The 24823-nt window shown below is 39.8% G+C and carries 21 protein-coding genes; 12 read left to right on the forward strand and 9 right to left on the reverse strand.

The genetic code is table 11. From position 1 onward, the window contains the following. Positions 1-14 precede the first annotated feature (14 nt). The 5 genes from LDL79_RS15850 to LDL79_RS15870 all read left to right on the forward strand — a co-directional run bounded on the left by LDL79_RS15850 (position 15) and on the right by LDL79_RS15870 (position 5332). Positions 15-2600 carry a phosphoenolpyruvate carboxylase gene (locus LDL79_RS15850; RefSeq protein WP_072982006.1) on the forward strand — a complete coding sequence of 862 codons (2586 nt, stop codon included), beginning with the start codon at positions 15-17 and terminating at the stop codon, positions 2598-2600. Next, positions 2600-3124, forward strand: coding sequence for a DinB family protein (locus LDL79_RS15855; RefSeq protein WP_072982007.1), 525 nt, complete (start codon positions 2600-2602; stop codon positions 3122-3124). The genes LDL79_RS15850 and LDL79_RS15855 overlap by 1 nt, the downstream gene beginning before the upstream one ends. Before the next feature lie 79 nt (positions 3125-3203). After that, the gene (locus tag LDL79_RS15860) at positions 3204-3623 is read left to right on the forward strand and encodes a PH domain-containing protein (RefSeq protein WP_072982009.1); all 420 of its coding nucleotides are present in this window, start codon (positions 3204-3206) and stop codon (positions 3621-3623) included. Between the two features lie 3 nt (positions 3624-3626). Next, the gene (locus tag LDL79_RS15865; RefSeq protein WP_225598430.1) at positions 3627-4718 is read left to right on the forward strand and encodes a glycoside hydrolase family 43 protein; all 1092 of its coding nucleotides are present in this window, start codon (positions 3627-3629) and stop codon (positions 4716-4718) included. Further along, positions 4718-5332 (forward strand): inorganic diphosphatase, encoded by a 615-nt coding sequence (locus LDL79_RS15870; RefSeq protein WP_225598431.1) that lies wholly within the window; start codon positions 4718-4720, stop codon positions 5330-5332. Before LDL79_RS15865 ends, LDL79_RS15870 begins: the two co-directional genes overlap by 1 nt. Positions 5333-5380: 48 nt before the next feature. Here LDL79_RS15870 and LDL79_RS15875 read toward each other — a convergent pair whose 3' ends face one another. Then, positions 5381-5917 (reverse strand): KdsC family phosphatase, encoded by a 537-nt coding sequence (locus tag LDL79_RS15875; RefSeq protein ID WP_225598432.1) that lies wholly within the window; start codon positions 5915-5917, stop codon positions 5381-5383. After that, complete coding sequence (locus tag LDL79_RS15880) at positions 5907-6704, reverse strand: Rossmann-like and DUF2520 domain-containing protein (RefSeq protein ID WP_225598433.1); 798 nt, start codon at positions 6702-6704, stop codon at positions 5907-5909. The genes LDL79_RS15875 and LDL79_RS15880 overlap by 11 nt, the downstream gene beginning before the upstream one ends. A gap of 73 nt (positions 6705-6777) precedes the next feature. On the opposite strand from LDL79_RS15880, the gene ccsA reads away from it, so the two are divergent. Next, positions 6778-10020 carry a cytochrome c biogenesis protein CcsA gene (ccsA, locus tag LDL79_RS15885; RefSeq protein WP_225598434.1) on the forward strand — a complete coding sequence of 1081 codons (3243 nt, stop codon included), beginning with the start codon at positions 6778-6780 and terminating at the stop codon, positions 10018-10020. Between the two features lie 74 nt (positions 10021-10094). On the opposite strand, the gene fumC is transcribed toward ccsA, so the two are convergent. Continuing rightward, positions 10095-11489 carry a class II fumarate hydratase gene (gene fumC / locus LDL79_RS15890; RefSeq protein WP_225598435.1) on the reverse strand — a complete coding sequence of 465 codons (1395 nt, stop codon included), beginning with the start codon at positions 11487-11489 and terminating at the stop codon, positions 10095-10097. 148 nt (positions 11490-11637) lie between these two features. On the opposite strand from fumC, the gene LDL79_RS15895 reads away from it, so the two are divergent. Beyond that, positions 11638-11808, forward strand: a complete 171-nt coding sequence (locus LDL79_RS15895) for a hypothetical protein (RefSeq protein WP_009780232.1) — start codon at positions 11638-11640, stop codon at positions 11806-11808. 147 nt (positions 11809-11955) lie between these two features. Here the strand turns inward: LDL79_RS15895 and LDL79_RS15900 are convergent, their stop codons facing one another. From LDL79_RS15900 to LDL79_RS15925, 6 genes are all read right to left on the reverse strand, one after another. Beyond that, on the reverse strand, positions 11956-14466 hold the full coding sequence (locus tag LDL79_RS15900) for a TonB-dependent receptor (RefSeq protein ID WP_072982020.1): 2511 nt from the start codon (positions 14464-14466) through the stop codon (positions 11956-11958). Positions 14467-14552: 86 nt separating this feature from the next. Continuing rightward, on the reverse strand, positions 14553-14897 hold the full coding sequence (gene arsC, locus LDL79_RS15905) for an arsenate reductase (glutaredoxin) (RefSeq protein ID WP_072982022.1): 345 nt from the start codon (positions 14895-14897) through the stop codon (positions 14553-14555). Positions 14898-14899: 2 nt separating this feature from the next. After that, complete coding sequence (gene prfB, locus LDL79_RS15910; RefSeq protein ID WP_225598436.1) at positions 14900-16006, reverse strand: peptide chain release factor 2; 1107 nt, start codon at positions 16004-16006, stop codon at positions 14900-14902. Between the two features lie 48 nt (positions 16007-16054). Continuing rightward, the gene (locus tag LDL79_RS15915) at positions 16055-17053 is read right to left on the reverse strand and encodes a transglutaminase-like domain-containing protein (protein WP_225598437.1); all 999 of its coding nucleotides are present in this window, start codon (positions 17051-17053) and stop codon (positions 16055-16057) included. A gap of 57 nt (positions 17054-17110) precedes the next feature. Next, positions 17111-18055 (reverse strand): alpha-E domain-containing protein, encoded by a 945-nt coding sequence (locus tag LDL79_RS15920; protein WP_072982028.1) that lies wholly within the window; start codon positions 18053-18055, stop codon positions 17111-17113. A gap of 39 nt (positions 18056-18094) precedes the next feature. Further along, positions 18095-19558, reverse strand: coding sequence for a circularly permuted type 2 ATP-grasp protein (locus LDL79_RS15925; RefSeq protein WP_225598438.1), 1464 nt, complete (start codon positions 19556-19558; stop codon positions 18095-18097). Between the two features lie 187 nt (positions 19559-19745). Between LDL79_RS15925 and LDL79_RS15930 the strand changes: the two genes are divergently transcribed. The 5 genes from LDL79_RS15930 to LDL79_RS15950 all read left to right on the forward strand — a co-directional run bounded on the left by LDL79_RS15930 (position 19746) and on the right by LDL79_RS15950 (position 24820). Next, the gene (locus LDL79_RS15930) at positions 19746-22148 is read left to right on the forward strand and encodes a zinc-dependent metalloprotease (RefSeq protein ID WP_225598439.1); all 2403 of its coding nucleotides are present in this window, start codon (positions 19746-19748) and stop codon (positions 22146-22148) included. A gap of 3 nt (positions 22149-22151) precedes the next feature. Then, entirely contained in the window at positions 22152-22601 is a 450-nt protein-coding gene (locus LDL79_RS15935; RefSeq protein ID WP_225598440.1) for a 3-hydroxyacyl-ACP dehydratase FabZ family protein, read from the forward strand. Then, the gene (locus tag LDL79_RS15940; RefSeq protein ID WP_225598441.1) at positions 22594-23862 is read left to right on the forward strand and encodes a beta-ketoacyl-[acyl-carrier-protein] synthase family protein; all 1269 of its coding nucleotides are present in this window, start codon (positions 22594-22596) and stop codon (positions 23860-23862) included. The genes LDL79_RS15935 and LDL79_RS15940 overlap by 8 nt, the downstream gene beginning before the upstream one ends. A 27-nt stretch (positions 23863-23889) precedes the next feature. Then, positions 23890-24141 carry an acyl carrier protein gene (locus LDL79_RS15945; protein WP_072982038.1) on the forward strand — a complete coding sequence of 84 codons (252 nt, stop codon included), beginning with the start codon at positions 23890-23892 and terminating at the stop codon, positions 24139-24141. An 82-nt stretch (positions 24142-24223) separates the two neighbouring features. Then, a complete protein-coding gene (locus LDL79_RS15950) occupies positions 24224-24820 on the forward strand; it encodes a nitroreductase family protein (RefSeq protein ID WP_225598442.1) in 597 nt (198 codons plus the stop codon). Positions 24821-24823 lie beyond the last annotated feature (3 nt).

Raw genomic sequence — 24823 nt, forward strand, 5'->3', positions numbered from 1 at the left:
AAACCAGACTATTTATGTCCAGACAACCAAAATTAGAACGCTTTAATAACCTGGTAAAATCCAAATATCAGGTCTATAACAGCTTGTTCATGACCTTACCATTCCACGGAATAACCGATACCGGAGTGCTTTTGCCACTTTTTGATCGTATTTGTACCCGTGGTTATGATAAGCATTACAACCCAGAAAAAATCGTTAATTACTTCTTTGATAAGTATCAACGTGATGTCTCTGAAGAGGAGCGCTATGACTTGCTCTTTAGATTTATTCAATATATAGAGCGTCAGGTGGTACTCTTTGATGCAATCGAAGATGCAGCCTATCGTACCGTAAATAATATGGACGGGCGCGGAACTCTTCGTAACATTAAAGAAGAGGCAGAAGCGCAATCAAAAACCGAAGAGCTTAAAGCCTATCTTCAGGATTTTAAAATAAGACCTGTTCTTACAGCACACCCTACACAATTTTATCCGGGAGCTGTATTGGGGATCATTAATGACTTGAGTAAAGCCATTAATGAAAACAATGTTGAGATGATTAAGAAGTTGTTGTCTCAATTAGGTAAAACACCATTTTTTAAGAAAGAAAAACCTACGCCATACGATGAAGCAGTAAGTTTAATCTGGTATCTTGAGAATGTATTTTACAAGGCCTCAAGCCATATTTACAATTACGTACGTCAGAATGTTTTTAAAGGAGAAGCTTTTGATAACGAAGTAATCGACTTAGGATTCTGGCCTGGAGGTGACCGTGACGGAAACCCATTTGTAACTACCGAAATCACCTTAAAGGTTGCTGCACGTTTACGTAACACCATTATTAAGAACTACTATCGCGATATACGCAGTCTTCGCCGCCGCATCACTTTTGTAGGAACCGAAGAACCGCTTGCAGATTTAGAAAAACGGCTATATGAGAGTATTTTCCTTCCGGGAGACGAGGTTACTGTGTCCCTTGAAGAATTAGAAACTACCCTGCTTCGTATACGTAAAATCGTAGTTGAGCGCCACGAAAGCTTATTCCTAGAAGAAATTGATGATATTCTGAATAAAGTAAAAATGTTTGGTTATCACTTTGCTGTGCTAGACATTCGTCAGGATAGTCGTGTGCATATGCACGTTATGGAAGAGATCGTAAAGCAATGTGCTAAGGATAACTTGGGTATTTTCCCAGATAATTATCTTGAACTTTCAGAAGAAGAACAAATTAAAGTACTTCAGGATGTAAAAGGTTCTGTTGATCCTTCAACCCTGCAAGATGATATTGCTCGTAAAACTTTAGAAAGTATTTATGCGATGCAAGATATTCAGAAGCAAAACGGCGAGCGTAGTTGTAATCGTTACATTATTAGTAACAACCAGACCGGGCTCAATGTAATGCAGGCGTTCTCTATGATACATCTTACCGGTTGGGAAGATCCTACTGTTGACATTGTGCCTTTATTTGAGACGGTTCCTGATTTAAAAATCGCTAAAGAAGTTATGCGTGGCTTGTACACCAATCCGGCTTATGCTGCGCATTTGAAAAAGCGTAATATGAAGCAAACCATTATGCTAGGCTTTAGTGATGGTACTAAAGATGGAGGATACCTAATGGCGAACTGGAGTATTTTTAAAGCGAAAGAAGAGCTTACGCAGGTTTCGAGGGAATTTGGAATTAAAGTAATTTTCTTTGATGGTAGAGGTGGACCACCAGCACGTGGTGGTGGTAAAACGCACCAGTTCTACGCTTCTTTAGGAGATACAATTGAAGATGAAGAAATTCAGGTTACTGTTCAAGGGCAGACCATTAGTTCAAACTTTGGTACGCCAGACTCTTGCCAGTACAACTTAGAGCAGTTGTTAAGTTCAGGGATCTTTAACGGAGTCTTTTCTCAAAAAACAAAAGCATTCCCGGATGAAGATCGTAAGACGATGGAAGAGCTTGCAGAAATCAGCTACAAAGCATATTCTGACTTCAAAGCGCACCCTAAATTCTTAGGATATTTAGAGCGTATGAGTACTTTGAAATTCTATGCGAAGACTAACATTGGTAGCCGTCCTAGTAAGCGTGGCGGAAGCGATAAACTGGATTTCTCTGATCTACGTGCGATTCCCTTTGTAGGATCTTGGTCACAATTGAAGCAAAACGTTCCCGGATTTTTTGGTGTAGGTACTGCAATCGAAAAATTAGAGGAGCGTGGTGAGTTTGATCGCGTGCAATCATTATACAACAATAGCATGTTCTTTAGAACTTTACTAGAAAACAGTATGATGAGTTTGACCAAATCATTCTTCGCACTTACGGCTTATATGAAAGATGATCCTGAGTTTGGAGCATTCTGGGAGCTTATTTATGAAGAATATGAGCGTAGTAAACGCGTATTGCTAAAAGTTACCGGTTACAGCGAACTTATGGAAGATGAGCAGGCAGGTAAGGCTTCAATTCAAGAACGGGAGCGTATCGTATTGCCATTGTTGACCATTCAGCAATTTGCATTGAAGAAAATTCAAGAAATGCAACGCGAAGAAAATCCGGATGAGAAAAAGCTAGAAATGTTTGAGAAAATGGTGACGCGCTCTTTATTCGGAAATATTAATGCGAGTCGTAATTCAGCATAATGGCTAAAGTTATAGATCTTGATCATAGTGAGTTTAACGCGTTCTACAAGAATTATGTAGAACTCGTTAAACCTGATCAATTATTGTTAGATGCTTTGATTGAAGGGAAGGAAAAAAACATAGCTTTTTATGATGATATCCCTGAAGATAAATGGTCGTATGCCTACCAATATGGAAAATGGACCATTTTAGAAGTATTGCAACACGTAATTGATACCGAGCGTATTTTTTGTTACCGCGCATTGCGAATAGGTAGGGGAGATCGTACGCCGCTACCGGGATTTGAGCAAGATGATTATATAACGCCATCTCGAGCAAACCAAAGACAAATGCACGAATTACTAGATGAGTATGCACTCGTAAGAGATTGTACGATTAGTTTGTTTAAGCATTTTGATGAAGAAGCTTTGGCTTTTAAAGGAACAGCCAGCGATGCCACGTTGACCACTAGAGCTGCAGGCTTTATAATTTGCGGGCACGAGATTCATCATGCTAATGTAATTCAATCTAAATATCTCATATAAGAGATCCAAGACTTGGAAAAACTTAAAAAGGCTGCAATTTTAAAATTGCAGCCTTTTTTTAGTTAACTTAACCTTTATTATGAATTTTAAAAGTAGAAAAGATCCCTTATTTTTCAGCATTCTGCTCGTGCTGATCACCCTTTTTGTGTTAATTGGTGTGTTTTCAGATTCGGGTAGTGCAACGGGTTGGTATTGGTATCTGTTAGGTATAACGCCAACTTCTTTACTTTTTATTTGGTTTTATTTTGGCACTTCCTATTCTTTGTCAGCTTCTTTGTTAAAATATAAATCGGGTCCATTAACCGGTTCTATTCCCTTAAAAGATATTCGAGAGATCATTAGAGATAAAACCCTATGGGTAGGGCGTAAGCCTGCAACCGCAAGAAAGGGGCTTATCATTAAGTACAATCTCTATGATGAAATTTATATAAGTCCGCAAAATAATGACGATTTCATCAAAACCATTTTAAGTCTCAACGCTGATATAAAAATCATATAATTAATGACCACAAAACTTTATCTGCCGTTTGCTCTTCTGCTTATGGTGTTGACCGCTTGCAAAAATAATGCGACTTACAATAGAACAGACGAAACCGCTGAATCTGTAGCAGACTCCACTGCAACGCAGGCCTATTTGCTTACCTATTTTAAAGATGATACGCATAGCTTGCATATGGCATTTAGTACAGACGGATATTCTTTTACAGATATCAATGAAGGAAATCCCATAGTTGCAGGCGATACCATTGCAAGTCAAAAAGGAATTCGGGACCCGCATATTTCACGTGGGCCTGATGGCGCTTTTTATGTGGTGATGACTGATCTGCATCTTTTTGCGAAAGATCTAGGGTATAGAGATACCACCTGGGAGCGTCCTATTGAAGACTATGATTGGGGAAATAATAGAGGATTTGTAATGATGAAATCTTTTGATTTAATTCATTGGACGCACAGTAATTTTCTGTTTAATGAGAACTTTGAAGGTTTTGATGAAATAGGCTGCGCTTGGGCCCCTCAAAGTATTTATGATCCTGAAGAAGGAAAAATGATGGTTTATTACACGATGCGTATGGAGCACGGCTTGACCAAACTCTATTATTCGTATGCGAATGAAGATTTTACTGCTTTAGAAACTCAGCCGAAGCAACTCTTTGAATATCCTGATGCCTCTATTCAGGTATTAGATGCTGATATCACTAAAATGCCTGACGGTAGATTTTGCATGATGTATGTCGCTCAAGAAAATCCTATAGGGATAAAAATGGCCTTTTCAGACGCAATAAATTCCGGATATGTTTATAATCCTGAGTGGATTGATATGGAACCGGGTTCGTGCGAGGCGCCTAATGTATGGCAGCGCATAGGCACTGATTCCTTTGTGTTGATGTACGATATTTACAGTATCAATCCGCATAATTTTGGATTTGTAGAAACCACCGACTTTAAAAATTTTGAAGATATAGGGCATTTCAACGAGGGGAAAATGAAAACTACTAATTTTAGTTCGCCCAAACACGGAGCTGTAATTCAACTAACCAAGACAGAAGCGCAAAAGCTTGCCGAGTATTACCAGTATGATTTAAAATTTGACTGATGATCATTAGATTAACCTGTATAGTATTCGCACTAGTTGCCATATTTTCCTGTAAGACTTCTACTGAAGAAAACCTGCTTACCGATTATCCTGCAATTGCCGAAGATGGAAGTGTAAATGCGGTTATAGAAATTCCGGCAGGCACAGAACAGAAATGGGAAGTCAATAAAACCTCAGGAATCATAGAATGGGAGCAGGTTGACGGTACCGGTCGAATCGTAAATTATATAGGTTATCCCGGTAATTATGGTTTTATCCCGCAAACACTGCTTGCTGAGAAAGATGGAGGAGATGGTGATCCCCTTGATATTCTTGTTTTGGGCAGTCCCGTAAATCGCGGAAGCGTTATTATATGTAAGATCATTGGCGTTTTATACCTTCAAGATCGCGGAGAGCAGGACGACAAGTTGATCGCAGTGGCAAAAGATTCTCCTTTTTATCAATTAGACTCTTTACAGGATCTTGAGGCCACGTATAATGGAGTCGCTGATATCATAAAGCTTTGGTTCAGCAATTATAAAGGTCCGTCTAAAATGGTTTCCAAAGGTTTTGGAGATAAAGATGCAGCGCAACACGTGCTTGAAGCTGCCATAACGGGCTATCAAAATAAATAAGCCACCTTGAACGGTAGCTTAGAATTTAGGTAGTAGTTTAAGTTTTATCTAGTGCTGTTTTAAACCTGCGTCAAAATAATTCATCCAGTTGTTCTGCACTTTAAGCACTTGTTCGATCACATCTCTAACACAGCCTTTTCCGCCTTTTTTGTGAGAAACATATTTAGCAACTTCTTTAATTTCTTTTACAGCATCTTGTGGACAAGTGGGTAGCCCAACTTCTTTCATCACAGGATAATCAGGAATATCGTCACCCATATACAATACATTTTCAGGTTTGATGTTTTTATCTTCAATGTATTTAGAGAACTGCTTCATCTTAGTGTGTACGCCTAAATGAATGTCAGTCACACCTAGTGCTGCAAGTCTATTACGAACCCCTTCATTGGTTCCGCCACTGATAATGCAGATATTATAACCGTTATCTAAAGCACATTTGATCGCATACCCATCTTTAACGTTCATCGTTCTAAACATTTCGCCTTCGGTATTAATCATTAATGATCCGTCGGTCATCACGCCATCTACGTCAAAAATGAAGGTTGTGATGTCTCTTAAGTATTCTTTATAGCTTTTATCGCTCATAATAGTTTTGTATTGCCTTGGTTAATGTGGAATATAATTTTTGCTGCTCAGGAGTCTTTAACGCCTCAAGCTGCTTTTGAATGGTTTGCGTATCGTGACGCTTTGCAGGTCCGGTCTGGCTGTTTTCGGGACCGTTTAAAAATGCTTTCTCTAGCGTTTCTTCTAATAGCGGTTTTAACAGCTCAAAAGAAACCTGATGCTGATTACAAAGTTGCGCTGCTTCGGTTAAAATATGATTCGTAAAATTATTGCTGAAAACTGCCGCTAGATGTATTGAAGCACGGTCCTTAGAATTCATCTGATGAACAGGTGCATTCAAGCTACCCAAAAGCTTTTCAAGCAATGCATAATCCTCTTGATGATTCGCTTCAAGTAAAAACGGTATTTTGCTATAATTCAGCTCTTTACTTTTAGAAAATGTCTGTAAAGGATAACATGCGCCAATGCGGGTTTTAGGAGCTAAAACATCCATTGCAGTACTCCCGGAAGTATGTACCAAAAGACCATTAGTGTGTTGCAATTTTTCGGCAATTTCCCCAATAGCATTATCGCTTACTGCTAGAATAATTAGGTCTGAATGGAAGGTATCGCTTACTTGGGTGCTTACTTCCGCAAAGGCTTTAAAGTCGGTTAATTGCGTTGTGGATCTTCCGGCAATGAACTGCAGCTTAGCGCATTGAGACGTGCTCAAGGCTTTTGCGAGATGAAAAGCCACATTACCGGTGCCAATTATTGAAACTGAAATCACGCTCCAAAAATACATAAAAACGGCAAAAACACTAGACAATAGCTGGCGTTAAAGCTTTATTAATGCTCTTTTGTTTCGTATCTTCGCGCCATCAAAAAATTGCACATTTATCATGCAAAAACGTATTGCAGATTTTCTATTTTCTACCCGCTTAATGGCCGTTTTATTTATTGTTTATGCTGTAGCGATGGCAACCGGGACCATCCTTGACGCAGGCCAAGAAACTTCACCAACCCCATATACTCGCGAACTGGTCTATGAAGCCTGGTGGTTTGAATTAATTCACATTTTATTTATCGTCAACTTTGTTGGTAATATTTGGAAATTCAGGCTGTGGCGTAAAGAAAAATGGTCAACGCTGGTATTTCACGCCGCCTTTATTCTGATCATTTTTGGTGCAGCCTGGACGAGATATATTGGTTTTGAAGGGGTGATGCCTATTCGTGAGGGGGAAACTCAGAATACGTTTTTAAGCGAAAAAACATATCTCAATGTCTTTATTGATGGGGAACGCGACGGTGCTCCTATGCGAAGAAAACTCGAGCCGAAGCGTCTAAATTTATCTACACGTTTAGATAACAGCTTTGACTGGGAAACCGATTTTGACGGAAAACCGGTAACTATTTCTTTTTCAAAATTTATAGATGGGGCAGAAGAAGGCCTTATCGAAACTACTGATGGAAAAGCCCAATTGAAAATCGTTGAAGCCGGAGATGGACAGCGACACGAACATTATCTTGAAGAAGGGCAGGTGGCGAGCATTCACAATATGCTTTTTGCGCTAAATCAACCTACAGAGGGTGCGATCAATATTAGTTATGATGGTGAGAATTATACGATTGATACGCCTTTTGAAGGAAGCACGCGGGTAATGGCAACGCAAACCGATTATGCAGTTGCTAAAGACAGCGTTCAAGAACTTAAGCTGCGCGCATTGTATCAATTGGGCGGGATGCAGTTTGTGATTCCTGATCCTGTGATCAAAGGAACAAACGGGATTGTTGAAGCCTTCCCAAAGCAAAAAGGTCAGGCAGATGCGCTTTTTGTAACCGTGACTACTGCAGATGGTCAGGAGACTGTAGGCCTGTTAGGAGGAAAAGGTTATAACAACGAGATGGTATCTACAGATATTGGTGATCTTAAATTTCATATGGCCTACGGAAGCCTTGCACAAGAACTTCCATTTTCTATAAAGCTGAATGATTTTATCGCTGAGCGTTATCCCGGAACTACCAATGTGTACTCTTCTTACGAGAGCGAGATCACAGTAATTAACGGTCCGCAGGACACTTTTGACTATGATATTTACATGAATCACGTACTGGATCACAAGGGCTATCGCTTTTTTCAAGCGAGTTTTGATCCTGACGAACTGGGTACTGTACTTTCGGTAAATCACGATATGGTTGGAACTTGGATCACATACATAGGGTATTTTTTGTTGTACTTAGGTCTAATGATCATTCTTTTTGATAAAGGAAGTCGTTTTGGCGATCTCAAAGTGCGTTTAGATAAAGTAAAGGCTAAAAAGGCTAAACTTAGTGTTATTGCTGCTTTGATCGCTTTCAGCGGAACGGCCTTACACGCGCAGGAACAAGAAGTGGTCGTTGAAAATGGAAACACCAAGGTAGTTGAAGAGCAACCTGAGGATTTTATTCCGGGGACGGCTGCAATTGCTGAAGAAACGCAGCACACTGTGCCTACAGCGCAGCAGATCGACTCGGTTTTGATGGCCAATAAAGTACCTGCGGAAGAAGCTGCAAAGTTTGGTAAATTGGTAATTCAGGATGATGGCGGGCGTATGATGCCTGTAAACACTTTTTCTAGTAAACTTCTAAGGAAACTCAGCCGAAGCGACAAGTATCAAGGACTTACAGCAGATCAGGTTTTTCTATCTATGGTTGAAACTCCGTTTTTCTGGTATAATGTAGATCTTATTTATCTAAAACCGGCTAACGATAGTTTACGTGGAATAATCGGGGTTCCTAAAGATCAGAAGTATGTGAGTGCTTTGGATTTTATAGATAATATGGGGCGCAACAAACTTGATCCTTATATAACCGCTGCTTATCAGGCGGAAGTTAAAAACAGTTTTGACAAAGATTTTATTGATATTGCAGAACGTTTAGGTCTCCTCAATCGCGCAGTAAGTGGTGAGATTCTTAAAATCTTTCCGCTGGTAAATGACGAGAATAACAAATGGGTTTCTTACCCAGAACTTAATGAGTCTGGTTTTAAAGGAATGGACTCATTATACACCAAACAGATTTTACCGCTTTATTTTTCCGCTTTGCGAGAAGGCAATGAGAGCGGGGATTTTTCAAAAGCTGATACGTTTTTGAAAAGCATAAAGAGTTTCCAAGAAAAATACGGAAGCGCCGTTATTCCTTCTCAGAATAAAGTGGATGCCGAAGTTTTCTATAACAAACACGACATTTTTACCAAGTTGTATTGGATGTATTTATTGGCCAGTGTAGTCATGTTTGTTTTTGTGATCATTCGCATTTTTAAAGATAATCGCTTTATTAAAACTATGGTACGTCTTAGCGGACTCGCCGTAGCAATCCTGTTTGCGCTGCACACTGCCGGACTTATCTGGCGCTGGTATATTTCGGGGCACGCACCTTGGAGTGACGCTTATGAATCGATCCTATACGTAGGTTGGGCTACAATGTTCTTTGGGTTGGCTTTCGGTAGAAAAAGTTCGCTTACCATTGCGAGTACGGCTTTTGTTGCCGGTTTTATTCTTTGGGGAGCGAGTATGAACTGGCTTAACCCTGCGATCTCTAACCTGCAACCGGTACTTGATAGTTACTGGTTGATGATTCACGTAGCGGTGATCGTTGCGAGTTATGGCCCGTTTACTTTAGGAATGATTTTAGGAATTGTTTCGTTGCTCTTAATGCTTTTGACCAACTCAACCAATAAGAAGCGTATGGAGCTAAATATTAAAGAACTTACCATTATTAATGAGATGGCTCTAACCGTTGGTCTTGTTATGCTAACCATAGGAAACTTCTTAGGTGGCCAATGGGCTAACGAAAGTTGGGGACGTTACTGGGGATGGGACCCTAAAGAAACTTGGGCACTGATCAGTATTATGGTGTACGCCTTTGTAATTCATATGCGCTTAGTTCCCGGTCTTCGCGGAAGATGGTTTTTCAACTTAATGGCTGTTTTAGCTTACGGAAGTATTTTGATGACCTATTTTGGTGTCAATTTCTGGTTATCAGGATTACACAGTTATGCTAGTGGTGACAACATCCTAAACCTGAATAAGGCCATTTGTATTTTTGCAGGCGTGATCGTTTTTGCACTTCTCGCATATCCTAAATACAAGAAGTTTTACAAATAAGAATTTACCGAATAAGCATAAAAAAAAGGAAGCATTGCAAAATGCTTCCTTTTTTAGTTTTATAAATGTAGCGACTAGAGTTCGCCTACCATATCTTCAGGTTTTACCCACTCGTCAAATTCTTCAGGAGTGACGTAACCAAGATTTACGGCTTCCTCGCGCAATGTAGTACCATTCTCGTGTGCGGTATTTGCAATTTCAGCAGCTTTATAATAACCTATTTTGGTATTTAATGCGGTTACCAGCATCAGCGAGTTTTCAAGCATTGTTTTGATACGCGGATGATTCGGTTCAATTCCGGCAGCACAATGCTCTTCAAATGAAGCGCATGCATCTCCTATAAGTTGCGCACTATGTAAAAAGTTGGCAGCCATCACCGGTTTAAATACGTTAAGTTCGTACTGTCCTTGCATTCCGCCTACAGCAATTGCCATATCATTACCCACTACCTGAGCACAAACCATTGTTAGTGCTTCACATTGTGTAGGATTTACTTTCCCTGGCATAATAGAAGATCCCGGTTCATTTGCCGGAATGATAATCTCACCAATTCCTGAGCGCGGTCCGCTGGCAAGCAAACGAATATCATTTGCGATTTTATTGAGGGAAACGGCAAGTTGTTTTAAAGCACCGTGAGACTCTACAATTGCATCGTGGGCTGCAAGCGCTTCAAACTTATTATCTGCGGTTTTAAAAGGCTGCTCAGTGAACTTAGCGATATATTCAGCAACTAACTTTGCATAACCTTTGGGTGTGTTTAAACCGGTACCTACAGCCGTTCCGCCAAGGGCAAGTTCAGATAAATGATCTAATGTGTGCTCAAGAGCCTTGATACCGTGGTCTAATTGAGAAACGTATCCCGAAAATTCCTGACCTAAGGTTAGGGGTGTAGCGTCCATTAAATGGGTGCGACCAATTTTTACCACTTCGCGGAAATCATCTGATTTCTTTTTAAGCGTATTTCTAAGTTTGATCACTCCCGGAAGAGTAACTTCCATCACCTTTTTATAGGCTGCGATATGCATCCCGGTAGGGAAGGTGTCATTAGATGATTGTGATTTATTGACATCGTCATTAGGCTGAAGGGTTTTATCGCCCTCACCTAATTTTTTTCCGGCAAGAATATGAGCGCGGTTTGCGATCACCTCATTCACATTCATATTACTTTGAGTTCCCGAACCGGTTTGCCAGATGACTAACGGAAACTGGTCGTCGTGTTTTCCTTCTAAAATCTCATCACAAACCTGAGCGATAAGATCGCGTTTTTCTTCAGCTAAAACACCTAATTCGTGATTGGTGTAAGCTGCAGCTTTCTTCAGATAAGCAAAACCGTAAACGATCTCTAAAGGCATCGAAGCGGGATTACCAATTTTAAAATTGTTGCGGGAACGCTCTGTTTGCGCACCCCAGATTTTATCTGCCGGAACCTTTACTTCGCCCAGCGTATCTTTTTCTATTCTATAATCCATTTTGGTTATTTTAGTAGTTCTACAAAAGTAAAGGTTTGCGTATAATTACTATCGATTGCAGCTGTTATAAATATGTTTATAACTTCAAATTTCTGTTGTGTATTTTAAACAAGAATACTTAAATTTGCAACCAGACAAAAACCATATTATGTTTGAATTTGATCAATACTTAGGCTTCTTAGCATTTTTAACCATCGCAACCATGGGATTTTGGTTAATGATATTTTTAGTATCTATTCTACCTTATTGGATTGGTGGAGCGTTTGTAGAGCGAATGAAAGAAATTCGTGAGAAGAAAAAATTAGAACGCGGAAATTAATAAGTATTACTCGATATAATTTTAAGTGAAAAACCTGCTTCAGATTGAAGCAGGTTTTTTTATGTATCTATTTTTCTTTACCATAAAAAAACAAAGCCATTTCTTGCGAAATGGCTTTGCGTCATTGAAGGGAAATGAAAGGGTATTTTAACTTTGGTAATCTCCCTCGTTGTCATCGTCATTGACAGGAGATTTTCTATTGTTTTGTCTATCATTCTTACGCTGGTTGAAGCGATACACAAATGATAAGTTGATTTGTCTTTGTCTCCACTGAAACTGACTGTCTCTGGTAAAAAGATCGTTAGTCGTTATTTGACTACGCTTTCTTCCGTTAAACAAATCGCTTACGTTCATAGAGATGGTCGCTTTTTCATCAAATAAATCTTTACTCAACGCCATATCTACAGAAAGGATGCCGTCTGTATCAGACTGCGCGTTTTGAGCAGCACCACGGTAGAATGCATTGGTTTGCCAATCTATGCTCCAAGGAAGTGAAACTTTTGAGCTGAAGCGTGCAAAATAGCTGGTGTTTTTAGCGCTGTAATCTACATCATTAAAGAATCCTTCAGTATTAAACTGGAAGAAGTTAAAACTACCGTTAAGACGTAACCATTTTGCCGGATTGTATAAAAGTCCTAATTCAGCACCGATACGCTCGTTGCTTGATAGGTTTACCGGAATACTTCTAATTACGGTATTACCGTTAGTGTTTGAACCTTGTCCTTGAAGCTCGATGATTTCTTCAACCACTTCAAAAGATTCTGTTTCTCTCTGAAAATATACAGATGAAGTCAAGGTTAACTTATCCCAACGCTTTAAATAACCTAAGTCATAAGCATTTGCAAAAGCCGGTTGTAAATTAGGATTCCCTTGAAATACGTTGTTTCGGCTGCTTCTATCCGGAAACGGATTTAAGAACCAACCTCTTGGTCTGTTGATACGACGGTTATAACCTAATGTAATATTCTCACGTTCATTAAGTTCGTAGGTAACATTTAAAGTAGGGAAGAGGCCTAGGTAATTATTGTCAAAATCAGTGTTGATCTCAAAGCCGTAGATATCTTGCAATTCAGCTTCGGTTAAAGCAGAACCGATCTTACCTTTCAATTGCGTGTTTTCTAAACGTAAACCGGCAAGAACAGAGAAGTCTCCAAACTTGCTTCCTAATTGCGTATACACTGCATTTACATTTTCAGTATAATCAAAAACGTTTGTCAAAGTATCATTTTGAACAAAATTGTTTGAGTTTGCAATTTGCTCTTGATTTACCCGGTAATCTGTGATTTCGTTTTCAAAATTTCCGCGGTATCCTGCTTCAAACTGCGCACCTTCACCAAAAGGAAGCACGTAATCTGCTTGAATTAAATACTCATCTTGTTTCTCAATACTCAATAAACGCTCTGCAATTATGGGGTCTGTATTTTCAGAATCAAAAGTGATATCTTCGTTTATGAGTGTGTTTTGCGTTTGATCACTAGTAGCATACTGTAAATCTGCTGTTAACTGATGCCCCTCGTCATTAAAACGGTTGATGTAGTTTAAAGAGAACTGATAACGGTCATCTTTTTCTTTCTGACGTTCTATACGTGAGGTTTCTAAAACACGTGAAGAATTATTAAAACTTTGGGTAAGGTTTGTAGTTTCATCGACGTCATTTCCGTTTCTATAGAAAACAGTACCGGTGATTGAAGATTGATCGTCTAAATAATATTCCAGACCTAAATTGGTATTGAATCCACGATTTAAGCGCTGAATGTCGCGATCTTCAATGATACGCTCGTAAGTAGGCGTGATCTCATCTGTGGTATTGTAGCGGGTATCAAAATATCCATTTCCCGGAGAACTTGAATATCGGTAACCTGTAGTATTAAAAATGTTGAATTTTTCGGTGCGCAAGTTCAAGTTGGCAGAAATACTAGCCAAATCAGGATTTCCTAAACTACCGTTGATCGAACCATTAAATCCAAGTGTTTTTTCTTTACGTAGAATAATGTTCAGAATTCCTGCAGTTCCTTCAGCGTCGTAACGTGCAGAAGGAGAGGTGATCACTTCAACGCGTTCAATAGCATCTGCCGGAAGTTGTCTAAGTACATCGGTAGAACCATAACCCGCAATTGCCGATGGTTTACCGTTGATCAAAATACGCACGTTTTCATTACCACGTAAACTGATGCTTCCTTCCACATCAACAGATACTGAAGGAACGTTGTTAAGCGCGTCACTTACTGTACCACCGGCGGTAGTAAGGTCTTTACCTATGTTGTAAATCTTTTTGTCTAAACGAATGTCTACTGTAGTGGTTTCTGCAACTACAGTAACTTCATCTAAGTCTGAAGCAGCAAATTCTAATTGAACGGTCCCTAAATTAAGGTCGCCATTTATAGTTTTATTTAAAATAATGGGCTGAAAAGAGATGTACTCGATTTTAATGGTGTAGCTCCCTTGCGGAACTTCAACACGAAAATTACCGTCCATATCGGTAATTCCTCCTTCAACATCTTGAGCATCATTGGCATCGGTAACTGTTACCGTTGCATATTCTAAAGGGATACCGGCATCTTTATCTGTTACAGTACCGGTAATGGCATAGTTAGTAGATTGAGAAAAGCCCAATGCGGTACAGAAACACATTAGGGCAAATAGAAATTTGTTTTTCATAGTCGTTTTAAGGTTTCGGTTGTTAGACTATGAGAACAAATAAGGTTTAATTGAAAGGGGTTAAAATATTGTTAAAGTAAAACGATTTATCTTAACAGCTTCTTAATATCTTCCGGAGGTCTTCCTAAAACCGCTTGATTATCAAGAATTACAATAGGTCGTTCTATTAATTTAGGGTGATCTACCATCGCCTGAATAATTTCTTCGTCAGTCAATTCTTTTCCTTTAAACTGATCTTTCCAAATGGCTTCATTCTTGCGCACCAGAGCAATAGGTTCAATTTTTAGTTTACCAATTATCGCAGCAAGCTCGATGTAGGAGGGAGGCGTATCTAGATATTTAACAATGTCAAATTCTTTTCCTGATTCTTCAAGAATGGCGAGGCCTTCTCGACTTTTTCTACAACGTGGATTATGATATATTTTAAGCATAGTTATAATTCGTTACTGGTTTCTTTTTGACCGGTCATCATCAAATAGGCTTTTAAGAAGCTATCAATATCGCCATCTAGAACGGCATCGGTGTTTCCGGTTTCTTCGCCGGTACGTACATCCTTAATAAGTTTGTATGGATGTAAGACATAGTTGCGTATTTGTGATCCCCACTCAATGCTTTTCTTCTCAGCTTCAATTTCATCACGCGCTGCCTGGCGTTTTTTCAGTTCGATCTCATACAACTGCGATTTAAGCATTTGCATAGCTTTCTCGCGGTTTTCAAGCTGAGAGCGCGTTTCACTATTGTGAATCACGATTCCGGTAGGGTGGTGCGTCAAAATGGCTTTAGTCTCCACTTTATTTACATTTTGCCCTCCGGCACCTGAAGATCGTGCGAAATCCCAGCTAATATCCGCCGGATTGATATCAATCTCAATACTATCATCGGCTAAAGGATACACATATACTGAAGCGAATGAAGTATGTCTTTTAGCATTACTATCAAAGGGTGAAATACGCACCAAACGGTGTACACCATTTTCACTCTTTAACCAGCCAAAAGCATAAGCACCGTCAATCTCTAAAGTAACGGTTTTGATTCCCGCGACATCACCTTCCTGATAATTGAGTTCTTTAACTTTAAAGCCGTTTTTTTCACTCCACATCAGGTACATACGCATCAGCATAGAAGCCCAATCACAACTTTCGGTGCCGCCGGCACCCGCGGTGATTTGTAACACAGCGCTCAAATCATCTCCCTCATCAGAGAGCATATTTTTGAACTCCATATCCTCAATAAGTTTTACTGCTTTATCGTACTGTTTTACAACATCTTCTTCAGAGGCTTCACCTTCTTTGTGAAACTCGAGCATTACCTCAAGATCTTCGGTGAGCGCTATGGCTTGTTCGTAATTCTTGACCCAATTCTTTTTTTCGCGAAGCATACGCATAAACTGCTCCGCTTCCTTAGGGTCATTCCAAAAGTTAGGATCAAAGGTTTTCTCTTCTTCGTTCTGTATTTCTACTCGTTTCTGATCTATTCCCAAGTGAATTTTAAGCGCATCAAGGCGCTGCACAAGATCTTTGATCTGATCGCTCGTTATCATGCTAAACCGTTTGGTTGAAAGTTACTATTTTCTATTGAAAGCGTGGCTTTACAGCTCAGAACTATCTAACGGATTTTGCTGTTGTCTAAGTTGTTGTTGCTGTTGATATTGCTGCTGTTGCCATTGAGATTGAAAGGCTAACTGCTGTGCAAAAGGTAATGGTTCTGAAACCTCAAAATCCATAAAAACATCAGGTTCGCTCTCTTCACGTGCCTGAACTTCTACGACATAATTGGTTTCATTCTTTTCAGAATTGCTGTAAATAATCCCTTTGATCGGGGCGCAATCAGCGTAGTCTCTTCCGTGTGCGACTTTAATGTGATTCTCTAACGCGATCAAATTATTTGCAGGATCAAAACCTAACCAACCTTTTTCAGGAATATAACATTCTGCCCAAGCGTGCATTTGCGAGTCACCTTTATAGCCATTGCCTTGATGTAAATAACCCGAAGTGTATCGTGCAGGAATCTGATGCAAGCGTGCAATGGTTAAGAACAAATGGGTGAAATCCTGACAAACTCCGGCGCCTTGCGCTAAAAATTCAGATGGAGTAGTGGTAACATCGGTAACCCGAGTTTTAAACTCAAAATTCTTGTAGATCCACGCATTGAGCTCATTAAGATTATCAAAAATAGAACGTGAATCTGAAAATTTGAACGGTAGCGCCTCTCTTTTTAATGTGGTTAAAGAAGTTTCTCCTAAGAAACGTTCATGTTCTATTTTAAAATCAAGACTGTTTAAAAGCTGGGTATGAACAGGGTTTACCACACTGTCTAACGCAGAAAACGGATTACTGTGTTTTTTGCTAATAATGTAATTCGCTTCAAAGCTAATACGCTCTACCGCTTTTTTAAGATGAACACGACAAATGGGAAAACCAAAGGTGTTTGTAGAAGCATCAACTGCAGCGTTGATTGAATTTGAAAACTTTGAAAGACGTACACGTTGTGTTTCATTCTCTTCTGGGCGAAGTAAAAACTGCCAGAAAGCCTCGTCAACCGGAGCGTCATAGGTGTTGACGGCTTTGTATTTAATTGTATATTCCAAGGTATAGGGGGTTTAACTAAGCAAAAATAGCACTAAAAACCCATATTTTTTTATTTATCAATAATTGAAGTATTCTTTTTCGATCTTTTTTGCAATCTCTATTAGGGTGTCTTGAATCTCTTCTATAAAACTCTCTACATTGCCTTCAATAGTATCTACGGTCCTGTAGCGATATTGAGCATGAGTTTTTCCGATTAAAAAAGCTGCAGTGTCTTTACCCGGATATTTATCTTCATTTAATACACTAATGTGGTTTTTTACCTGTACTAAACTATTCATTACGGAACGAGGACATTCCGGATTTAGAATTAAAAACTCTAAAGTGCTTAAGCTGGTAGGTGTTTTTTTATAATGCCTGCGCATCATATCATAGGCTTCAATACACTTTAAAAGTGTTGTCCATTCATAACTTTTACTGAATTTTTTATCATAGCCTCCCTGTGCATTGAGTGCGTCATAATATTTAGCTTGAATTATGCGTACTACCTGCGTTGCCCGTTCAATATTCACACCTAACATGATGATCGCATAAACTTCGTCGTGCAGCAGTGTGCCTCGTATTTTAGCACGGATTATAGATGTTGATTCGGCTACTTGAGTAGTAAAGTCAAAAAGGCCTTTAGTTACAAAATAGTCGCTGTCATAACTTAAGACGAAGTGATAAAACTTATTGATAGACTCATACAATTCAGTAGAGATCAGATCACGAGCTCCGTTTGCATTTTCTCGAGCGTATTTAATGCTGTTCAAAATAGAGAACGGCTGCTCTGAACTCATTCCTATATCATAAAAAACATTTTGTTCAGTAAGTTCGTATTCCTCATCCACAGGACCATTCGCCATAAATAGTAGAGAGTGTAACACGTGATCACGGGATTGCGATTTTTCGTTAGGAGCATCTAAAGATGAAAAATAATTTACGTTGAGATATCGTGCAAGATGTTCGGCGCGTTCGATATAACGGCCCATCCAGAATAAATTATTTGCTACGCGTGCAAGCATATTTAGGTTCTTTTTAGTGAAGTTAGGAGTTAGAGTTTGTTATTTTTTGAGCACCCAAGTGTCTTTAGAGCCTCCGCCTTGCGAACTGTTAACTATGAGGTTTCCTTTTTTAAGGGCAACACGGGTAAGCCCTCCTTTAAGTACAAATTCTTTGTCTGCTCCTAAAAGGCAGAATGTTCTGAGGTCAACGTGTCTGGATTCAAAAGATTCACTTTCTTCTATATACGTAGCGTGAACCGAAAGACTCATTATTGGCTGTGCGATGTATTTTCGTGGACTCGCTTGAATGGTCTTCTTTACTTTCTCAATTTCATCTTTGGTAAGTCGGTTTCCTATAGAAATGCCATAACCTCCAGCTTCGTCCACTGGTTTGATCACGAGCTTGTCAACATTTTCAAGCACATACTTGAGTTCGTCAGGTCTGCTACAATGGTAGGTATGCACATTATTGAGAATAGGCTCTTCACCTAAATAGTATTTGATGATTTCAGGCATATAGGTGTATACGGCTTTATCATCTGCAAAACCGGTTCCCGGAGCGTTTACTAAACATACATTTCCCTTTTTATAAGCAGAAAATAATCCCGGAACTCCCAATGCCGAATCCGGTCTAAACTCTAAAGGATCTAGGAAAGCATCGTCAATTCTACGGTAGATCACATCCACACGTTCAGGACCTTTAATGGTTTGCATATACACAAAATCATTTTCTACAAAAAGATCACGGCCTTCTACGAGTTCAACTCCCATGGATTTTGCGAGATACGAATGCTCGTAGTATGCCGAATTATAGACCCCTGGAGTGATCACCACACAATTGGGTTCGTCAACGCCCCGTGGTTTTACAGACTCCATGATTTCAAGTAAATTCTGTGCATAATCTGTTACAGTATGCGCGTTGTAATGATTAAAAACACCAAATAGCGCTCGCTTTAAAGCTGTTCGATTACAAATAACATAGCTCACTCCAGACGGACATCTAATGTTATCTTCTAATACATAATATTTGCCGTCAGCGTGTTTGATGAGATCAGTACCCGATATGTGATTGTAAATCCCACCCGGTGGATCAATACCTATCATTTGCTGCAAATAATTTGCCGAGGAAGTAATCAAATCCAACGGAATGATTCCTTGTTTTATAATCTTCTTATCGTGGTAAATGTCCCAGATAAAGTGATTGAGCGCCTTACTGCGTTGCAACACGCCGCGTTCAATGGTTTCCCATTCTTTATGATCAATGATCCTAGGAAAGAGATCAAAAGGAAAGATCTTTTCTTTGGCCTCCTGATCAGTATACACCTGAAAAGTGATGCCCTGATTGAAAAAAGAGGCTTTGGCTTTGTCATTCAGCTTTGCGAAATCTTGACTGGAGTGACCGCTGTATAAATCAAATAAGGTTTGATAAACCTCTTTCACATTGCCTTTCTCATCAAAGATCTCGTCAAAAAACTTGGGATCTTTGTCATAAGAAGAGAAAATTGTTTGCTGGGTTGTAGACATTGGTGATTAGTTTTAGACAAATTATGAATTTACTTACTAAATGAGTATAATTAATTCTTAATTATTCAGCTTAATACTGCGTTATCTTCAGTATTATTAATGAATTTTTTAAATCTTTAAATTTTTTACACTTGCTTTCCAACTTCCTCTTATTTTGACTAAATAGCTTCATCTAAAACACAAATCCATGACCAAAAAAATTACGATTGTTCTCATGCTTGTTTTTGCTGTGGGATCAGCTCAGTTCTTAGAGCAGAAAAAGAATCTAAAAACCACCGAAGGTTTTTTTGATTTTCATTACAACGAGAAGGAAGATGAACTTTATCTTGAAGTTGAGAACGTTGACCAAGAATTCATCTATGTGCACGCGTTAAAAAGTGGTTTAGGTTCTAATGACATTGGCTTAGATCGCGGCCAGTTGGGAGGCACCGCAATTGTAAAATTTATCAAAGCCGGAAATAAACTCCTTCTGGTTCAGCCTAATCAAGACTATCGAGCAATTACCGATAATGCTGCAGAAAAAGCTTCGGTAGAAGAAGCTTTTGCAAAATCTGTACTTTATGGGTTTGAGATCAAAGAAACAAAAGGCAGCTCTTACATCATTGATTTGACCCCTTTTTTGCTTGAAGATGCTCACGGTGTGGCGAGAAGGCTTAAAGCAAACCGTGAGGGCTCGTATAAAGTAGATAAGTCCAGAAGTGCTTTGGCCTTAGCAAATACAAAATCCTTCCCTAAAAATACAGAGTTTGAAGCTCTGATCACCTTTACAGGAACTCCTGAAGGTCGCAACCTGCGTTCTGTGGCTCCTGATGCTTCCTCGGTTTCTGTAGTACAGCATCATTCATTTGTAGCCCTTCCGGAAGACGGTTACCAAGTGCGCGCGTTTGACCCAAGATCAGGTGCGATCCACCGCAGTTACATGGATTATTCGGCACCGGTACAGGAAGATATGACCAAGCGTTTTATCATTAGGCATAGACTCGAAAAGAAAAATCCTGAATTGGCAGTTAGCGAGGCGGTTGAACCTATCGTTTACTATTTAGATCCCGGAACGCCGGAACCCATTCGCTCTGCGCTTTTAGAAGGTGCGCGCTGGTGGAATCAAGCTTATGAAAGCATAGGATATAAAGACGCCTTTCAGGTAAAAATGCTTCCGGAAGATGCAGATCCACTAGATTTAAGATATAATCTGATTCAGTGGGTACATCGCAGCACAAGAGGATGGAGTTATGGCGCAAGTGTTGTTGACCCGCGTACCGGTGAAATACTAAAAGGTCACGTAAGTTTAGGAAGTTTACGTATTCGACAAGATTTTATGATCGCTCAGGCTTTAATGAATGCACCTTTTGAATCTTCTGATGATAACTACGAACCTATGCTAGAAATGGCGCTTGCACGTATACGTCAGTTATCAGCGCATGAGGTAGGGCATACGTTAGGCTTTGCACACAATTTTGCAGCCAGCGTGGCTGATCGCGCATCGGTGATGGATTATCCGCATCCTACAATTCGCTTAAAAAACGGTAATATCGATTTTAGCGATGCTTATGCCGTTGGGATTGGTACTTGGGATAAAGTTACAGTTGCATATAGTTATGGTGATGTACCTAAAGGAATGACCGAATCTTGGTATCTCAACGATATACTTGAAAAAGCCGAAGCGCAAGGCTTGCGTTTCATCACTGATAGTGACGCCCGTGCTGCAACAGGAGCGCATCCTGATGCACATTTATGGGATAATGGCGCTAATGCCGCTCAGGAATTAGAAGATGTTCTAGCGCTTCGCGAAAAGGCGATCGAGAATTTTTCTTTAGCTAATATTAAAACAGGTGAAGCTTTGAGCACGCTTGAAGATGTTTTCGTGCCATTATATTTCTATCACCGTTATCAAGCTGAAGCTGCAACCAAGAGCATTGGCGGGCAGCGTTATAACTATGCCGTAAAAGGCGATGAGCAACAAGAGATCGTTACACCGCTAAGTGCTAAAGAACAACAACAAGCGCTTGATGCTGTTTTAAAAACTTTAGATGCTCAGTATTTAGCTATTCCAAAGGATAAATTGGCTATGTTTCCGCCACGTGCTTTTGGGTATCGCAGAACGCGAGAAAGTTTTAAAGGCAACACTGGGATCACCTTTGATCCGCTAGCTGCTCCAGAGACCGCTGCAGATATGACATTAGCATTTCTGTTAAATGCTGAGCGCGCCAATCGTATCGTTGCGCAACACGCTTGGGATGATAAATTACCTTCTTTTGAGTCGGTTTTAGATGAACTTATGAAAAAAACATTGTACAAAAACACTAAAGATACCTATGCTGCTGAAGTTCAGCGCACCATCAATTACAGGGTATTGGAGCATCTTAAAAAACTTTCGGTAGCTAAGGATGCAATTCCACAAGTTAAGGCTGCAACGTTTGCAAAATTCTTAGATTTGAGTTCTAAACTGGCAATGTCTAAAGATGCTAATGATCGTTTTATCGCGCTTGAACTGGGTAGATTTATGGAAGACCCTGAAGAATACGAGACGATCCCTGCACCTCAAATCCCTGATGGTTCGCCCATAGGAAGTTTTCAATGCCTTAACCATTAATTTGTGACTAAAGAAGAAATTGTTTCCAAACTGCCGTATGCTGATCCGTTTTTATTCGTAGATCAGATCACCGAAGTATCTCAAAAACACATCAAAGGGCATTATACTTTTGATGAAACCAGTGATTTCTACAGAGGCCATTTTGTGAATTTTCCGGTTACCCCCGGAGTAATTCTTTTAGAGTGTATGATGCAAATAGGTCTTGTGAGTTTAGGCATTTATCTCCTGCGCGATAAAAGTTTTGACCTCAGAGGCAATTCTACAGTGGCAATGGTAGAAAATGAAGCGCGTTTTCACAAGCCTGTATTTCCTAATGAAAAAGTAACGGTTGTGTCTGATTTAGAATATTTTAGGTTTTATAAGTTAAAGTCAAAAGTTAAGATGCTAAATGCCGATAACGAACTTGTTTGTAGCGGAATTTTCTCTGGAATTTTAAAGCCCGGCGATGAGTAAACAAAGGGTAGTTATTACGGGGCTGGGAGTCTGCGCTCCTAACGGAGTAGGCGTTCCTGCTTTTAAGGAAGCGCTTGAAACTGGAAAAAGCGGAATTCGATTTTACAGCGAACTCGAGAAGCTTAAATTTTCTTGTCAAATAGGAGGGATGCCGCTAATTTCAGAGGCGGTTAAAACAAAATACTTTACGCCTTTACAACTGCGCAATTTTAATTCCGCAGGGATTTTATATGGCGTGGTTGCAGGAGTTGAAGCCTGGCAAGATGCGCAGCTTCCTACAGATGAGGAACAATGTGATTTTGACAGCGGAACCGTATTTGGTGTTGGTTCTCTGGGTGTTGATAAATATCGGGAAAGCATTTATAAAATTGACGAAGGAAATACCCGAAGGTTAGGCAGTACCAGCGTGCAACAAACGATGAGTAGCGGCGTAAGCGCTTATCTTGGCGGAATGTTAGGTTTGGGCAATTTGGTTACTACAAATTCTTCGGCGTGTACTACGGGAACTGAAGCTATTTTGATGGCCTACGAGCGCATCAAAGCCGGAAAAGCCAAACGGATGCTTGCAGGAAGCACTAGCGATGGCGGCCCTTATGTTTGGGGAGGTTTTGATGCTTTGCGTATTTTGCCTTCCAAGTATAACGATAAACCTACGCAAGCATCACGACCACTGGCAGGCGATGCAGCAGGATTTGTTCCCGGTTGTGGTGCAGGCGCCTTAGTACTTGAAAGTTTAGAAAGTGCGCAACAAAGAGGCGCAAAAATCTATGCTGAAATTTTAGGCGGAAGCAGCAACAGCGGTGGGCAGCGTAATGAAGGTTCGATGACCGCTCCAAATCCTATTGCTGTTAAGCGTTGTATTGAAGAGGCAGTGCTGGATGCAGAGATCAGCGCAGCACAGATTGATGTGATCAATGGGCATCTAACCGCAACTTCAAAAGATGGATTAGAGATCAGGAATTGGAGCGAAGCCTTAAAACGCTCTGGAGTTGACTTTCCGTATATCAATTCATTAAAGGGAATGACCGGCCACTGTCTGGCAGCTTCCGGAAGTATAGAGTGTGTGGCTTCAGTATTAGAATTAAAACATCAATTTTTATTTCCTAATATCAATTTACATACCGTTCACGATGAAGTACTTGAGCATATTTCAGAAAGTAAAATTCCAAGGGTAAAAACCGCTTTAAAATTTAATTATCTGGCAAAAGCTAGTTTTGGTTTTGGCGATGTCAACTGTTGTCTTATTTTTAGAACTTTTTAAACCATAAAATTAGAAGAACTTGTACCTATGAGTCAGGATATATACCCGCAACTTAAAGAGATCATTAAGCCTTATTTACCCGAAGATGTCAATCCTGACGCAATCTCACACGAGAGCCATCTTGTGACCGATCTCAACATCAATTCTACACACTTGGTAGATATTGTGCTTGATGTAGAAGATGCTTTTGATATTACTATCGAAGATGACGAATTGGATAAAATGGAGACCGTAAAGGCTTCTATCGCGTTGATCGAGCAAAAGTTAGCAGCGCGTTAAACGCAGTCATAAAGCGTTAAGAGTTTTTAAAAGTTGAAGCAAAATCGGTTTATGTGTAGTATATTTCTTGTAAAAAATTATTATGCAAGAAATTACCAAAATTACACCTACAGCTTTTGAAATTATGGACGAAATCAAAACACGCTGGAGTCCGCGAGTATTTGACGATGTTCCTTTAAGCATTTCTGAAGTTAAACAATTGCTAGAAGCCGGTAGATGGGCCAGTAGTAGCTATAATCAGCAGCCTTGGCGTATCATCTATGGTATTAAAGGGGATAAAGTTTATGATCAAATTTTAGATTGTCTGATTCCGTTTAATCAGGATTGGGCCAAAAATGCACAGGCACTGCTTGTTACAGCGTATAAGAAGACCAACTTTGATGGCGATCCTTATTTTCACGCTCCGCACGATTTAGGGTTGTTTATGGGTAATGTGGTGATTCAAGCGAATCATAACGGTATTGCAGCGCATCATATGGGCGGAATTGATCAAGAAAAAGCGCATAAAACATTTGAGTTTACTGATGATTTTGAGGTAGCTACAGCAGTTGCTTTAGGTCATTACGGCGGAAACCCTGATCGTCTGCCCGAAGAATTACAAGAGCAAGAGGTAGATCCAAAACGTGAGCGTATGGCTATCGACGAATTTGCATTCAACGGAAACTTTAAATCAAAATAAGAT

The organism is Leeuwenhoekiella palythoae (assembly GCF_020310025.1).
GTDB lineage: Bacteria > Bacteroidota > Bacteroidia > Flavobacteriales > Flavobacteriaceae > Leeuwenhoekiella > Leeuwenhoekiella palythoae.

Bases quoted from the DNA above. Each gene is read 5' to 3' on its own strand.
- LDL79_RS15850 (WP_072982006.1), top strand. From the start codon at position 15: ATGTCCAGACAACCAAAATTAGAACGCTTTAATAACCTGGTAAAATCC.
- LDL79_RS15855 (WP_072982007.1), top strand. From the start codon at position 2,600: ATGGCTAAAGTTATAGATCTTGATCATAGTGAGTTTAACGCGTTCTAC.
- LDL79_RS15860 (WP_072982009.1), top strand. From the start codon at position 3,204: ATGAATTTTAAAAGTAGAAAAGATCCCTTATTTTTCAGCATTCTGCTC.
- LDL79_RS15865 (WP_225598430.1), top strand. From the start codon at position 3,627: ATGACCACAAAACTTTATCTGCCGTTTGCTCTTCTGCTTATGGTGTTG.
- LDL79_RS15870 (WP_225598431.1), top strand. From the start codon at position 4,718: ATGATCATTAGATTAACCTGTATAGTATTCGCACTAGTTGCCATATTT.
- LDL79_RS15875 (WP_225598432.1), bottom strand. From the start codon at position 5,917: ATGAGCGATAAAAGCTATAAAGAATACTTAAGAGACATCACAACCTTC.
- ccsA (WP_225598434.1), top strand. From the start codon at position 6,778: ATGCAAAAACGTATTGCAGATTTTCTATTTTCTACCCGCTTAATGGCC.
- fumC (WP_225598435.1), bottom strand. From the start codon at position 11,489: ATGGATTATAGAATAGAAAAAGATACGCTGGGCGAAGTAAAGGTTCCG.
- LDL79_RS15895 (WP_009780232.1), top strand. From the start codon at position 11,638: ATGTTTGAATTTGATCAATACTTAGGCTTCTTAGCATTTTTAACCATC.
- LDL79_RS15900 (WP_072982020.1), bottom strand. From the start codon at position 14,466: ATGAAAAACAAATTTCTATTTGCCCTAATGTGTTTCTGTACCGCATTG.
- arsC (WP_072982022.1), bottom strand. From the start codon at position 14,897: ATGCTTAAAATATATCATAATCCACGTTGTAGAAAAAGTCGAGAAGGC.
- prfB (WP_225598436.1), bottom strand. From the start codon at position 16,006: ATGATAACGAGCGATCAGATCAAAGATCTTGTGCAGCGCCTTGATGCG.
- LDL79_RS15920 (WP_072982028.1), bottom strand. From the start codon at position 18,055: ATGCTTGCACGCGTAGCAAATAATTTATTCTGGATGGGCCGTTATATC.
- LDL79_RS15925 (WP_225598438.1), bottom strand. From the start codon at position 19,558: ATGTCTACAACCCAGCAAACAATTTTCTCTTCTTATGACAAAGATCCC.
- LDL79_RS15930 (WP_225598439.1), top strand. From the start codon at position 19,746: ATGACCAAAAAAATTACGATTGTTCTCATGCTTGTTTTTGCTGTGGGA.
- LDL79_RS15940 (WP_225598441.1), top strand. From the start codon at position 22,594: ATGAGTAAACAAAGGGTAGTTATTACGGGGCTGGGAGTCTGCGCTCCT.
- LDL79_RS15945 (WP_072982038.1), top strand. From the start codon at position 23,890: ATGAGTCAGGATATATACCCGCAACTTAAAGAGATCATTAAGCCTTAT.
- LDL79_RS15950 (WP_225598442.1), top strand. From the start codon at position 24,224: ATGCAAGAAATTACCAAAATTACACCTACAGCTTTTGAAATTATGGAC.